This is a genomic window from Arcobacter sp. CECT 8989 (assembly GCF_004116715.1).
GTDB lineage: Bacteria > Campylobacterota > Campylobacteria > Campylobacterales > Arcobacteraceae > Halarcobacter.
This window is the reverse complement of sequence record NZ_PDKE01000016.1, coordinates 41,246-55,447: the sequence shown is the minus strand read 5'-3', so window position 1 is coordinate 55,447 and position 14,202 is coordinate 41,246. Positions and strand designations below refer to the sequence as shown.

The 14,202-nt window shown below is 28.8% G+C and carries 16 protein-coding genes; 12 read left to right on the top strand and 4 right to left on the bottom strand.

The features are described 5' to 3' along the window. Window positions 1-371 precede the first annotated feature (371 nt). Window positions 372-935 carry a hypothetical protein gene (locus CRV02_RS13175; RefSeq protein WP_129090722.1) on the top strand — a complete coding sequence of 188 codons (564 nt, stop codon included), beginning with the start codon at window positions 372-374 and terminating at the stop codon, window positions 933-935. A gap of 43 nt (window positions 936-978) precedes the next feature. On the opposite strand, the gene CRV02_RS13170 is transcribed toward CRV02_RS13175, so the two are convergent. Both CRV02_RS13170 and CRV02_RS13165 read right to left on the bottom strand, forming a co-directional pair. Continuing rightward, entirely contained in the window at window positions 979-1,593 is a 615-nt protein-coding gene (locus CRV02_RS13170) for a LysE family translocator (RefSeq protein ID WP_129090721.1), read from the bottom strand. Between the two features lie 149 nt (window positions 1,594-1,742). Next, a complete protein-coding gene (locus tag CRV02_RS13165) occupies window positions 1,743-2,387 on the bottom strand; it encodes a hypothetical protein (RefSeq protein WP_129090720.1) in 645 nt (214 codons plus the stop codon). A 319-nt stretch (window positions 2,388-2,706) separates the two neighbouring features. On the opposite strand from CRV02_RS13165, the gene CRV02_RS13160 reads away from it, so the two are divergent. Both CRV02_RS13160 and CRV02_RS13155 read left to right on the top strand, forming a co-directional pair. Beyond that, a complete protein-coding gene (locus CRV02_RS13160; protein WP_129090719.1) occupies window positions 2,707-4,230 on the top strand; it encodes a ShlB/FhaC/HecB family hemolysin secretion/activation protein in 1,524 nt (507 codons plus the stop codon). 12 nt (window positions 4,231-4,242) lie between these two features. Next, window positions 4,243-7,341 (top strand): hypothetical protein, encoded by a 3,099-nt coding sequence (locus tag CRV02_RS13155; RefSeq protein ID WP_129090718.1) that lies wholly within the window; start codon window positions 4,243-4,245, stop codon window positions 7,339-7,341. 109 nt (window positions 7,342-7,450) lie between these two features. Here the strand turns inward: CRV02_RS13155 and CRV02_RS13150 are convergent, their stop codons facing one another. Then, window positions 7,451-8,014, bottom strand: coding sequence for a recombinase family protein (locus CRV02_RS13150; RefSeq protein WP_129090717.1), 564 nt, complete (start codon window positions 8,012-8,014; stop codon window positions 7,451-7,453). Between the two features lie 178 nt (window positions 8,015-8,192). Here CRV02_RS13150 and CRV02_RS14875 point away from each other — a divergent pair, with 178 nt between their 5' ends. The 8 genes from CRV02_RS14875 (at window position 8,193) to CRV02_RS13115 (ending at window position 12,316) form a co-directional block, all read left to right on the top strand. Continuing rightward, window positions 8,193-8,366, top strand: coding sequence for a hypothetical protein (locus CRV02_RS14875; RefSeq protein ID WP_164969006.1), 174 nt, complete (start codon window positions 8,193-8,195; stop codon window positions 8,364-8,366). Between the two features lie 269 nt (window positions 8,367-8,635). Continuing rightward, the gene (locus CRV02_RS13145; protein WP_129090716.1) at window positions 8,636-9,391 is read left to right on the top strand and encodes a hypothetical protein; all 756 of its coding nucleotides are present in this window, start codon (window positions 8,636-8,638) and stop codon (window positions 9,389-9,391) included. 2 nt (window positions 9,392-9,393) lie between these two features. Beyond that, the gene (locus CRV02_RS13140) at window positions 9,394-9,642 is read left to right on the top strand and encodes a J domain-containing protein (protein WP_129090715.1); all 249 of its coding nucleotides are present in this window, start codon (window positions 9,394-9,396) and stop codon (window positions 9,640-9,642) included. Beyond that, window positions 9,639-10,751, top strand: coding sequence for a ThiF family adenylyltransferase (locus CRV02_RS13135; protein WP_129090714.1), 1,113 nt, complete (start codon window positions 9,639-9,641; stop codon window positions 10,749-10,751). Before CRV02_RS13140 ends, CRV02_RS13135 begins: the two co-directional genes overlap by 4 nt. Window position 10,752: 1 nt before the next feature. Next, complete coding sequence (locus CRV02_RS13130) at window positions 10,753-11,007, top strand: hypothetical protein (protein ID WP_129090713.1); 255 nt, start codon at window positions 10,753-10,755, stop codon at window positions 11,005-11,007. Window position 11,008: 1 nt separating this feature from the next. Further along, entirely contained in the window at window positions 11,009-11,530 is a 522-nt protein-coding gene (locus CRV02_RS13125) for a ubiquitin-conjugating enzyme E2 (protein ID WP_129090712.1), read from the top strand. Beyond that, window positions 11,527-12,075: a Mov34/MPN/PAD-1 family protein gene (locus CRV02_RS13120; protein ID WP_129090711.1), complete on the top strand. Its 549-nt coding sequence runs from the start codon at window positions 11,527-11,529 to the stop codon at window positions 12,073-12,075. The genes CRV02_RS13125 and CRV02_RS13120 overlap by 4 nt, the downstream gene beginning before the upstream one ends. Then, a complete protein-coding gene (locus CRV02_RS13115) occupies window positions 12,068-12,316 on the top strand; it encodes a DUF4236 domain-containing protein (protein WP_129090710.1) in 249 nt (82 codons plus the stop codon). Before CRV02_RS13120 ends, CRV02_RS13115 begins: the two co-directional genes overlap by 8 nt. A gap of 163 nt (window positions 12,317-12,479) precedes the next feature. Here the strand turns inward: CRV02_RS13115 and CRV02_RS13110 are convergent, their stop codons facing one another. Further along, window positions 12,480-13,043, bottom strand: a complete 564-nt coding sequence (locus CRV02_RS13110; RefSeq protein ID WP_129090709.1) for a recombinase family protein — start codon at window positions 13,041-13,043, stop codon at window positions 12,480-12,482. A gap of 229 nt (window positions 13,044-13,272) precedes the next feature. Here CRV02_RS13110 and CRV02_RS13105 point away from each other — a divergent pair, with 229 nt between their 5' ends. Further along, on the top strand, window positions 13,273-14,166 hold the full coding sequence (locus tag CRV02_RS13105) for a hypothetical protein (RefSeq protein ID WP_129090708.1): 894 nt from the start codon (window positions 13,273-13,275) through the stop codon (window positions 14,164-14,166). Window positions 14,167-14,202 lie beyond the last annotated feature (36 nt).

Below are 14,202 nucleotides of genomic sequence, written 5' to 3'. Positions count from 1 at the left end.
GTATTATTCTTATTTCTAGATTTATATAAACCTTGATGTGTAATACCTATAGAATAAGTATCATGGAAATGCATACTAAAATTTTTATTAGATTCTTTTACATTAGTGAAAAGAATATTATTCAATAATTTATTCATTTTATTATTATACACTAAAGAGAAAAATTTTATTAAAAGAACTGGTTATATATTTTCTATATTGGCATCTTTTTATAGAAATTTTTAAATGATTAATCCTAAACTATTTTTCATATTTACTGTTAGTAGGTTTTAAAATAAATATAAAACTCACTGTACTATAATTATTAATGAATCTAATGTTAGATATTATATATGTATAAACTAATTATTATATGTTAAAAAAGGTTTATTATGACAATATCTTATAATACTAAAAATAGCTACATAAATGAACTACAAAAGAAAAATAGAGAAAAAAGAATAGAGATTAGAAAAGAGCTTCTCGAAAAAGCAATTGGTATAAAAAAAGATGAGAATAAAATTGCACTAATAATAAAAGATGAAGTTATTGCATTGGATAAAGAAGTTTATAATATGCAAAATAAATATTTTAAAAATTCTTTTATCTCTTATCAAGGTGCTTTAATAGCAAAGGAAGAGGATACAAACTATATCAATGCTACAATAAATAATCTACAAAAAGAAGAGGAAAAAAAAGAAGAAAATGGCATTTTCCTTGATATTTCAACAGATGCAAAAACAAAAGGTTATCAGGCTGCTAATAGTCCTGCAACACAACTTCAAAAACTATATAAAAAACTAAGAGAGTATGAAAGTAAAGTTGCATCGCTAATGAAAAAGTTGAATTTTACAGACAATCCACATCAAGCGAATCAGATAAATGAAAAAATAGTAGAGCTGAATCAAAAAATATCTGCAATAAAAGAACAAATACAAAATATTACAAAAGCATAACAATATATTAAAATGTGAATTAACTTAAATTCTGATGGAGAACTTATGGTTTTGCAATTAATACTCCACCAGCTGTTATCATTACACTTCCAGCTACAATATTAATTTTTCTTTTAGCACTTTTACTTTTAAATAGTTTTTTTGCACTATTTGCACTATATGCATAAGCTAAAAGTACTACACTAAGTACTATTGTAACAAGAGTAGTAACAATAACAATATCATAAATTGTCAATGTCTGTAAATTTATAAAAGTAGGTAGAAAACCTAAATAAAAGAAAATAACCTTTGGATTACTTAGTGTTATTAATAGACCTGCAATAAAGTTTTTCTTCCAAGGTAAACTTTTTATTTCTCTTATATTTGTTTCTTCTTCTTTTGTAGTTATTATTTTATATCCTAAATATAATAGGTACATACCTCCAATATATTTTACAATAATAAAAAAATCACCTAATATTGAAGCTATTACACTCAATCCAAAAATAGCTAAAAGTAAAAAAACTATATCACCAATAACCATTCCAATTACTAAAAAAGAAGTATTTTTTAAACCTGAAGATAGAGCATTTGAAATAATTGCAAATAATCCAGGTCCAGGACTAAGTGCAAATAAAAACATTGCTCCCGAAAATGTTAACATATCAATTAATGACATTGGCTTTCCTTATTTAATTTAAATTTTATCCAAATTCTTTTATTTTAATTATCATCTAATCTACTTTACACTTAAAGAATATACTACATTTCCATTCAGATTGAGTCATTTTACTACTTAGTTGTATTTAAATTCCCATATAAAGTTTTTTAACAAGATGCTTGTAACAATTTTAAGATTCTTTTAGATTCTTCATTACATTTATTATATATATCAATTGGAAAATTATCTTCATCTGGTTTATTTAATAAATCCTCAATAGTTGAGTTTTTATTATTGTTATCTTTTATAATTTTTGATATGTTAGAAATATAGCCATTTTCAGGGACATCATCTCTAAAATAAGCAAGAAGAGGAATTGAATTAAGAATCAATATTTGAAATTCTTTTTCTAGTACTCTAATGTAAATTAATGAATCCAGTATAAAATTTTCTTTTTTAAATGGTAATTTAGATGAATGCCTTATTTCTTCAATTTCTAAAGGATTTAATTCAAGATATTTCCCATAAGCATTTATATTATCAATATATTTAAGAAATTTCTCCATATTATTAACTTTTTCTTTATCCATTTTATTCCATATATAAAGAACAAACCCTGTGATGACTATAAACACTATAATTTGCGTATTTACATCTTTTCCAAGACCCCATGAAAAAAAACCAATAAGACATATTGTTGTAAATCTTTTTAATTTTTCTAATTTACTTTGGTAAATAAAAACTAATAAAATTAAAATTAATATTATTGAGCCAATGAGAATATTCCTCACATAAGGTAGTAATACTTCCATATAAACTCCTATAAATTATAATTTATTAATAATAACATAGGTTACTATTCTAAAGACTTAATATAGTAAACATGATTTAAACTTTAACAATCAATAAATAGACTTGATTTCCATTTTCAGACTATTAATTGTAGATACAGGACTCTTTGTGAACTAGATATTTAAAATAAATAAACTTGATCTGTCAACAGAAAACAGATCACTCTGGATATGCTTAAATCAGAATTTGTGTATAGACAATGATTAGACGTTTTTATTTATAATTATTATGTTAAACTATTTTTAGATATTAGAAGTTAATATAGTTAAAGGAGTTTTATTGAAAAAGTTATTTTTATTAATTGTTATAACAATCTTTTCTTTTTGTGCATATGCAAAGGATATTTCTTTATTTGTAAACAATAAAGAAATTAAAGTTTATGGTATTTCTACTGAAGAATTTGAGGCCCTTAACTATATGCCCAAAAATACATCTGATGCAAAAATTGTAACAAAGAATTTAGTTAGTACACTCCATCAAATGGGTTATGTGGCTGCAGAAGGTTTTGTGGTTTCAGACCATGAAATTTTTTTAAATCAAGGTTTAATTACAATTGTTAACGTTTTTGGAGTCAATGGTAAGGCTAAAGTAGCTATTGAAAAAATTGCTAAGAACTTAATTGGTAAAAGACCTAATGTTGATAAACTTGATGAAATTCTTACAGATATAAATGCACTTTCAGGAGTTGATGCAACCTTTGCACTTCAAGCTTCTAAAAATAAAATTTTAGATCCTAGAGGATGGACACCAAAAGATAATACTAGTCACTACAGTTTAATTGTCAAAGTATCTAATCAAGCTCAACATTATGGAGCAATAGCTTTAGATAGTACACCAAGAAAACTTTCGAAAAGAAATAGAACAACGATAACTCAAACATTTAATTCAGTGATAGTTGGTGGAGATCATATTCAAGGTTCTTTTACCCATATATGGGGAGATAATCAAAAAGATCAAAATGAGGGTTCTCTTACTTATTTTTTACCAATCTTAGAGAATGGTCTTTATACAGAGATGCATGCTTCATACACTGCTTCTAAAAATGAAGTACAACCTAATATTACAAAAGATTTTGAAGGTACAAGTTTTACAGGAACCATTGGTTATCCAATATTTCGTACTCATGATGAAACACTTAATATTTTAGGTGGAATAGGTTATCAAGGGGAGAATCAAGAAGGAGAGTCTGATTCTAGTGTGAAAGCACTAAATACAACTTTATTTTATAATCATTCAGATCCTGAAGGAAATAGTATAACTACAAGTATTACTGTAACTTCAGGTGATGCAAGTTCTCAAAGTAATTTAAGAGAAAATGGTAGATTTACTCATTTTCGTGTAGGTGCAGGCTATATTCATGCTTTAAGTTTTATTGGAGATGATACAGAGTTAAAACTTGAAGGTTTTGGTCAGTATACAAACGATACTGTACCTGGTGCTCAAAAATTTATTTTAGGTGGATCAGATTTCTTAAGAGGTTATCCTACAGGTATATATTCAGGAAATAATGGTGCTGTAGGAACATTCGAGATTGCTCATAAATATTTTTATGATAATGATTTTTTAATAGGTTCAAATGTTAAAGCTTTTTGGGATATTGGTTTTGTTTCTAATAAATCAGAAGATGCTATATCTTTAAATAGACCTAAATATAAAGCCTTAAACAGTGTAGGTATTGCATCTTCAACTGATATAAAAAATGGTTTTGGAATATCAGGATGGCTTGGAGTACCTCTTAATAAAGGTAATCAAGGTGAAAATCTTAGTCCTGCTGTTTATTTAAGACTTACTAAATCTTGGTAATTTGGAGGAAATATGAATAAAAAAATAAAAAAATTAATATGGATTTTCGTTGCGATTTCATTTGTTAGTACTAACATAGCAATTGCAAGTCCACTTAAATGTAATTCAAAACAACCTTTGTTATGTAAAAAAGCAATTATTGAGATTCTTAGAAAAGCAGGACTAAATCAATACTTTATTGAAGATGGTGATATCATTTTGACAATGGATACTTCTTCTCCACAATACAATGCAATTAAAAATACTAAAATTGGTATTTTTGTTCATGAGTACAATGGAATTAAAGTAGTAACTCGTGAGCTTACAATTAAAGATGTTGTAGGTTTTGAAAGTGCAGATAGTGCTACAAAGGGGCATCATCCAAGATATGGATTAAATGTATTAACAACATTAGCAACAACTGGTTCTTTTTCTCAAGAGATGCCTAAATTAGTTAGTGCAAAACTACCTGGGGAATCAAGTTCTGGACCAGTCAAAGTTACATTGGTGGTTGCAAAAGGTACTTCTGGGGAAAAAACAATTGAGTTTGTTTTAAGAAAAAACGACCGATCAACTGCACTCTCTGGGATGCAAGACATAGGTCTTTTAGATAAAGATTTTAATTTAGTAGTAAGTAGTTTAAATGCAGGAAATCAATATACTTTGACAGCTGATGCATTAGCTAAACTTGCTGGGGTTCCTGTGAACTCATTGCAAGCGGGCGATAAAACTTCATTTGAATACAGTTTTTCTAAAGCTACTGAAGAAGATATAAAACATGATAGTTTAGATGTCACAAGTACAGTTGCTGGTACGGCAAGTTTAATTTTAAGTAAACCTACAGCACCAGCTCAAGTAGCATTACCAAGTGTGCAACCTAAAATAGCATCAAAACCTGGAGCTACTCCTCAAGAGCAAGCATTATTAGATGCATCTAATTTTATTGGTACCTATACAGGGAACAATAATAAACAAAACGAACGACTTCAAAAGCTTACTGAAATCCAACAATTAGTTCAAGCAAGCTCCCTATCACCTGAAAGAAAAGCACGTATAGATACAGCAATAAACAAAGCTAATGAAGCAGTTAAATTATTAGGTGGTAGTCAAGCATTTGAACAAGCAATACAAAAGCAAAAAAATAATGACCCTTCATTGACAGCTTATGAAAGTGCTCTTATAAGTGCTGTTACAGGAAATCAAAAACTGGTTAGTTCTGAACTTAGAAGTGGAGTTTTAGGTGGAAATGCTGGCGAAGAAATTTTTAATCATAATGATATGCAAGGACAAAAATTATCGTCAGCAAAAAACACAAATAAATATCTGCAAGAAAGTTATCAAAGAGATCTATTAGCTTATGAAAATTTTGTAAAAAAACAAAAACAAGTAGCTCAACAAGCAGATGTGAATGGTGGATTAAAGTTTTATGCTATTGATGGTACTTCTTCATATGCTTCAGCAAATGACTTTTTAAAAGCTCATGGTCAAGTAAATAAACAAACAGGTAGAGTAAAGTCATTTAATGAACTTACTAGAGCTACAGTAAATCCAAACCATGGAGGTTCATTAGGTTATCAACACTTTGGCGGAAGTCCTGAATTTTTAACAAGTAAAGGTAATCCAACGCCAAAGCCATATTGGGTACATGAATATCAATGTGTTGATGCTTCTTGTTCTTCGTACACTAATCCTGATGCAAGTGCTCCTCAATCATCAGATCAAGGTAGATTGTTTCGTTTAGAACATTATTCAGGCTTAGAAAGAAAAGCACTTGAAAAATTAATAATGAATGGGAATTTAGAAGGAGCTAATCCAAATGGTAGATTGGTTCAAAAAGTTGGCAATAAAATATTTGTTTTTGAACCATTACATAAAGATCCTAAGAGTACTTGGCAACCTGCATTATTACATGCCTATAATCAAGCCGCTTCTGGCTCTGGACCTGCGCCAGTTATACCATCAGACATGAGTGGCTTTAGTGTTACATATCAAGTCTGTGGCCCTGCTGGATGCGTTGGTGCTGACAATAATGGAAATTTAGTTGAAGGCAATAAGGAAACACAATTAGGTGTTATTGTAGAAGAAAGCGGTTTACTAAAAAATCTTCAATCATTAGGTGCAGTCGGAGCAAATGGTAAAATTCAAGGAATAGGTAGTGATAAAGATGGAAATATTGTAGTATTTACTCAATCTCCCGGTAGTTCTGACTTAGTAAAGTTTACCTTTCAAAAAACTACACCTGATCAGGTTGCAAAAGCGGGATTAAAACCTATAAGTAAACCTGTTGAATTAGTATTACCTAATCAAAATAATGTAAAGCCTCAGGTATTTACTATCACAGTAAGTGATAAAGATGGTGGAAAAACAGCAACAAGATTTCCTGGAATTGTCACTGAAGATAAAGTGAAAACTCTTGTTGATGCAGGTGTGATTACAAAAGTAAACGGTCAATTTATGATTAATGGAAAACAAAATCCAGATGGCAGTATTACAGCACCAGTTATCATAAAAGGTACTGAGTATAAGTTTACTTTTCATCGTGGTATTCATGTTGGAAGTACTGCTATCCCAACTTCAGTTGTTCAAGCTTTAAATAAACAACAGGTTGCAAAATTTTTCCAGCCCAATAGTGCTCAAGCGAATGCGGTTGCATCACTTACTCAACCTGTACAATCATCTCATCAGGGGTTAACTCATCCGGTGCAAACAGAAAAAAATATTTCTCATGTACATGAGCAAAGAAACAAAGCTATAACTGGTAAATTAAGCACAAATGCAAATATGGAGTTACCAAAAACGGGGCAACAGCCTCGCTCTACAATTACATTTGCCCATAAACAAGCACCTAACACTTATGTGGATGCTACAAATGTCAATCAGTATTTCATTACTCCATCTAGTGGACATCAAGTTGAGCTTAATGAAGCAGCAAAATTTGTAGACTCAAATAATAAGCAATGGTTTTGCATGGTTTCTGGTCTTGGGCATCGAATTTCGATTAATAATAATGGTGATAAAACAGTACATGGGCATGCAGAGACATTAAGTTTCTTCGATCCAGCAATAAGAGATATACCAGGTGCTAAGCACAATACTTCATCTCATTGTTTGATTTCGATTAACCATGATTAGTTAAAATATTTAGTGTACTCTTTCTTATCTTAATTAGAAATATGCTTACTTTTAGAGCAGTTTTTTCAAAAAGAGTTGAATTTTTAAACAGATGAAGTAGTCAAACTGACTACTTCTTTTTAGCTACATCTTGAATCGCTCTATAGATTGTATTACGAGCTACATGAAAAATCTTTGATAAGAATGCAACAGATTTTCCTTTTTCACGCTGTTTGTATATAATATTCTTTTCTTTAGTACTAAGAATAGCTTTTCTACCAAAATGAACACCTTTTTTCTTTGCAGCTTCAATTCCTTCCCTAACACGTTCATTTATCAAATCACGTTCGAATTCTGCAATAGCACCTAACATAGTAAATAATAGTCTACCTGCTGGAGATGTAGTATCAATATTTTGATGTAATACTTTTAAGTTTACATCCTTGCTCTCTAAAAACTTTGCAATATTATGAAGATCTATTACAGACCGTGCTAACCTGTCAAGTTTTGTAATATAAAGTACATCACCTTCTCTTACAAAATCCATCATAATATTAAACTGTTCACGATATGCTTCATTCTTTCCTGATCTTTTTTCTGAGAAGATCTTTTCACAGCCTGAATTCTTAAGTTGATCAATTTGATTCTCAAGATTTTGACTAGAAGTTGAAACTCTTGCATATCCTACATTCATAATAAATCCTTTGTGTTGAATTTACTATTTATCTCATATATTTGAAGGATTGTAAAGTAACGTATTTCTCCATAAAAGAACTATTTATGAAGCTTAAGTTTTCCAGCAATACAGTTATTTACTGAAGAATATTCTGCAATACTTCTTAAAACATATAAGAGGTTTAAATGCTAGGACAATGTACACTCTATGTATTTATAATCAAAATAGTTATTATATTTCATTAGCAGCAGTTGTAGTAACTATTACACAATTATTTACTAGTAACTCTATAATAAGCCTTATAGTATTTGCAATCACTTATGGTAGTTCTGCATATTTCTATCCTAAAGCTAAAGATTGCCAAATATAACAGATTATTGAACTTGTGTTTTATAGCTTATTTTCTATGTATCATAAAGTGTAGCTATCCCATAGATATAAAATTAGATAAATTAAAAAATCATGAAATAGATTGTAAAAAGTTTAAATAAACTCATAATAACAGTTTTTAAAAAAACTAAAATACTATTAAATATTTTAACTAATTATAAAAAAGAATTCAGTAATATATTAATTAATTATTTTAACTCTTCAGGAAGAATTAAAATTGATATAAAAAATTAAGTTAAGAAGAGAATATTGGAATTTTTAATACTAATTGCTGTAATTTTTGTTATTTCATTTATATATGAAAAATTAAAAGGTTCATCTTCTTCAAATACAAATAGTTCTCAATCAACTTATCAATCAAATTCTAAATCTAATACTGTAAAAAATCCTAACGCATATAGACCTAAAAAAACACCAACTAGAAAAATCAATTTTGGTGAATCAAATAATATTCAAACAAATACCAGTAATAATAATGAAATTAAACAAGAAGACTTGAAAGACTTAAATGATGCTTTTACTGGTGCTCCTCTAGATTTAAAATTAGGTTTATTTAGATGTAATAATTGTCAAGTTTATTATCATACTTCAAGTTACGAAATACTTTTATCTGAAAATAATAGACAATGTATGTCCTGTGGTTCTTCAGATATAACATCAGTAAACGGTATAAAAACTGGTGCAAGAAATGCAAGCGTAGATGTAATCACTCTTGATAACTATAAAAATCATCTTGGAAGAGTTATTACTTTTGAAGGACATGTTTACACTGTTAATGAGTCTAGAAGAGGGAATGATTTTGCAGTAATGTTTGAAAACAAATCTTGGACAAGAGGATTTAAGCTTGTATTCTTTAGAGGTTCAATATCAAAATGTGGTGGAAAAACATATATTAATAGTTTAAAAGGTAAGAATATTAAAGTTAGAGGTTTATTAAAACACCATCCTAAGTTTGGATATGAAATTGTCATTTCAGAAAAAAGTCAAATTTTAAAGGTTAACTGATTATGAAATGGACTAATTTAGAAATAAAAAAATACAATAGTCAAATTGATAAATTGAAGAATATGTCTCCTTATGAATTATTTGAAATAAGCGAAAATTCTGAAATCAATGAAATTAAAGCAGCTTATAGAAAAAAAATGAAAATTTATCATCCTGACAAAAATACAACTTTTAGTAAAGAATATGGAGAGAATGTAAGTAAAATTTTAAATTATGCATACGATAAATTATTAAAGAAAGTAAAAAAATGAATAGCAATAGATATTTAAGACATTCAATTATTGATTGGTTTGATCAAGACTATATGTTAAATTTAAACATTTTAGTTGTTGGAGCTGGTGCGTTAGGGAATGAGACCATAAAGAATTTAGCCTTGTTAGGATGTGGTAATATTGATCTTTATGATTTTGATACAATAGAGGAACATAACTTAACACGAAGTGTCTTATTTAATGAAAATGATATTGGTAAAAATAAAGCAAAAATAATTTCAGAAAAAGGAAAACTGTTAGATCCTAATGTAAATATTAACTATTTTACAACTGATATTACATTATCTTTGACACCAGCTAAAATACAAAAATATGATGTTGTTTTTTGTTGTGTAGATAATTTTGAAGCTAGAATATATTTAAATAAAATTTGCTTTCTAATGAAAATTGATTTAATCAATATGGGGATGGATAGTAGATATCAAAGTACAGAGCTTTTTCCCTTTTCAACAGAAAGTAATTGCTCATGTTATGAATGTAATTTACCATATAGTGTTTACGATAGATTAAAAAAAAGATATAGTTGTGGTGGATTAAAAAAATTATCATTTATTGAAAAAAAAATACCGACTACAATTATAACATCTTCAATGGCAGCATTTGGAGTTTCATTAGGTTTAAGATTAGGGAATAATGATAATATCCATAAATCAACAAAAATATTTATAGATACTATCACGTCTGATATGAATAAAACTTATTATGATAAAAATAAAAATTGTCCTATATGCTCTACAGATTCAAAAAAAATTAAACTTTTAACTTTTGATAAAACATCTGAGTTAGAATTTGACAATGATGATACAACATTAACGTTATCTCATTCAATAATTAAAAATATGGAATGTAAAATTTGTAATGAAAAAGAATCTTTTAAAAACTATCATTATAAAAATGCTTTGATGTATGATGATAGTTTAACTATTTGTCCAAAATGTAACAATCAAAGTGTCGATATCGAAGTTTCTGATATAATTCAAATATCAGAGGTTAAACATTTAATCAAAGACAACAATTTTATTGATTTAACATTTATTACTTATGAAGTAGAAGACTATATATATATAATTTCAAAAGGAGAAAAATAGAATGAGTAATATTAAAGTAATTATCAGAACACCTGACCAAACTAGAAAAGCAGAAGTTGAAGTAAGTGAAGAATTTACAGGTGGTGATATCTTAGAAAATGCAGTAAGTAATTGGAATTTACCAACAGATACTGATTATCAACTTGCACTTGTTGATACTAACACTATGATTCAACCTGCTCAGAGTTTAAAAGATGCAAAAGTTTCAAATGGTTCATTATTAGAAGTACAGCCTGTTCTTGTTGCAGGAGTATAAAATGAGTGGTTTTTCAGAAAGAAGAAATCAAGATTTAATTAAATTAAACGAATTAGTTAAATCAACAAATGGAAAAGTTCAGATTTTATCAAAATCAGGTAATCCAGTATCAACAATTGTTATTGAATTAAACTATCCAACAGTAGTTAATTCTAATTACCCAACTGATATATGCAATAAAACTAAAATAACCATAAGTTTATCATCTAAATATCCATTTACTGAACCGTCAGTTTCTTTTGATAAGCCAATAGTTTTCCATCCTAATGTTTATGATTCAGGAAGAATTTGTTTTGGTACTAAATGGTTACCTACTCAAGGTTTAGATTTATTGATTAAAAGAGTAATAAAAATTATAACATTCGAACCAGATATATTAAATGAGGCATCTCCTGCAAATGTAAAAGCATTAAACTGGTATAGAAGTATTATAAAGATATTTCCAAATAAATTTCCAACTACAAAATTACAATCTAGTAATGAAACTAATAAGCCATCTATGAGTTGGAATAATTTAAAATGAATTGGGTTGACGTAGAATCTGATATCATAAGAAGAAATTATTCTACACTAAATAATCAGTTAACTTTAAATGAGATTTTGAAAACGATTACTTCATCTGACCCAATTATAATATTCCCAACCTATATTTATGAAAAAATTTTAACTCATTTAAAATCAGATTTAACAACAGAATTAGGTGGTATTTTAACTGGTAATTTTTTTGTTGATGATGATGATAAAATAAAAATTATAAAAATTGAAGATGCTGTAGAAAGTAGGAATTACAGTTCTACTGGTGTTTCTTTAAGTATGAATAGTGATATTTGGAATGATGTTAATAAAATTAATGATAAAAACAATTCAATTGTTATTGGATGGTATCATAGTCATCCAAATCTAGGAGCTTTTTTTAGTGCAACTGATAGATATACACAAAAACATTTTTTTAACAATGATTATAGTTTGGGACTTGTGATAGATCCCATTAGAGAAGAAGAAAAATATTTTTTAAATAAAGATTCAATAGAAGTATGTTCCAAAAGAGTACTAAAAACTTATGTTTAATTGGATAAAAAGATTTAACTTTGGTGGGGGATTTAGAGGAAGTTTAAATAAAAATGGATTAGGTTTCAGTTGGGGGATACCAGGAATAAGAATTGGAATTTCTCCATCTGGATATAAATGGATTTACATTACTATTCCCGGTACAGGTATTGGTTTTTATAAAAGATTTTCAAAAATAAATCGTTCAAGGAAATTTAAATCAGTAAAAGAAAAAGAAATATCTTGGAAAGAATTAAAATAAATCTAAATATCTTTTAATAAGTTTGATATGGCTATAGTTTATCAGACATAAAACTCTGAACAGTCTCTTCCTCAACCTCTTACTTTTTGAGCAGTTTTTGTTAGTAAAAAGCTTTTCCCAAAAAGACTTGAATTTTTGAACATATATGAAGTAGTCAAATTGACTACTTCTTTTTAGCTACATCTTTGATTGCTCTATAGATAGTATTACGTGCTACATGAAAAATTTTGGGTAAGAATGCAACAGATTTTCCTTTTTCATGCTGTTTGAATATGATATTCTTTTCTTTAGTACTAAGAATAGCTTTTCTACCAAATTGAACACCTTTTTTCTTTGCAGCTTCAATTCCTTCTTTGACACGTTCATTTATTAAATCACGTTCAAATTCTGCAATAGCATCTAACATAGTAAATAATAGTCTACCTGCTGGAGATGTAGTATCAATATTTTGATGTAATACTCTAAGATTTACATCTTTGCTCTCTAAAAACTTTGCAATATTATGAAGGTCTATTACAGACCTTGCTAATCTGTCAAGTTTTGTAATATAAAGTACATCACCTTCTCTTACAAAATCCATCATAATATTAAACTGTTCACGATATGCTTCATTCTTTCCTGATCTTTTTTCTGAGAAGATCTTTTCACAGCCTGAACTCTTGAGTTGATCAATTTGATTCTCAAGATTTTGACTTGAAGTTGAAACTCTTGCATAACCTACATTCATAATAAATCCTTTGTATTGAACTTACTATTTATCTCATATATTGGAAGGATTGTAAAGTCATGTATTTTCCCTAAAAGAACAGATTAAGGAACTTTGTTTTATAACTCATCTTTGTAGCAATTTTTCATCCATATTGTATTCCTAATATATTTATATTGTCATTATTTATTTTCAGGCTATCTTGTATATAATGTATATTCAATAAATAGTTAGGTGTCAAAGGAATATAATGAGATATACAGCCTCTTTTATTTTTTTATTGTTATTCATGGTAACTACCACATATGCGCAAGATATTCCTGCGAATGCATGGAAGAGCGGAAATAGTTGGTACTGTAATGATGGCTATAGAAAGCAAGGAAATGAATGTATAAAATTCAGAGTCCCTGAAAATGCATGGGTATCGGGCTCAAATTGGTATTGCAATGACGGTTATCAAAAACGAGGCAATGAATGTATCAAATTTAGAGTGCCAAAAAATGCTTGGGTGTCAGGTTCAAAATGGTACTGCAATAATGGTTATCGCAAACAAGGTGATGAATGCGTTAAATTTGAAATACCAGATAATGCTTTTGCACAAGGAGCTCAGTGGTACTGCAACGAAGGCTACAAAAAGCAAGGTGAGAATTGCATCAGAATGTCCCAGGATGAATTGATCCGGCTAAAAAAGAAACTAGAGGAGCAAAAAGCGTCATTGTCAGATGGAACAATAGCATTTCAAACGAAAGTAGATGATGACTCTGGAGATATTATCAAACTAGAGAATGGTGCAATTGTAGAAGTTTCTTCTTATTTTGGTTACCTAGGTTACAGAAAAAAAGCGGTGTTGTTCGGTAGTGGCAACAGATGCAGAATCTGGATTGCTGGCAAAAAAGCCTATAAATGTGAGTTGTTAAAATCACCAGAGAAGCGAGGCGAACCAGCTAAAGAAGTACACATATCGGAAGTGAAGGGTAAGGGAACTATATTGATTATGCTAGACGGAAGCATGTACGAGGTAGATTCAATAGACGAAATTTATACTTCATTGTGGCTTGGAGTATCAGATGGATTGTTGATTAACGGTACAACGCTAATTAATTTCGATGCAGATGAAGCAGTCACAGTGCATAGAATCAGGTAGTCACTTAGCAATCGCATGCACATGGACATCAAAAGT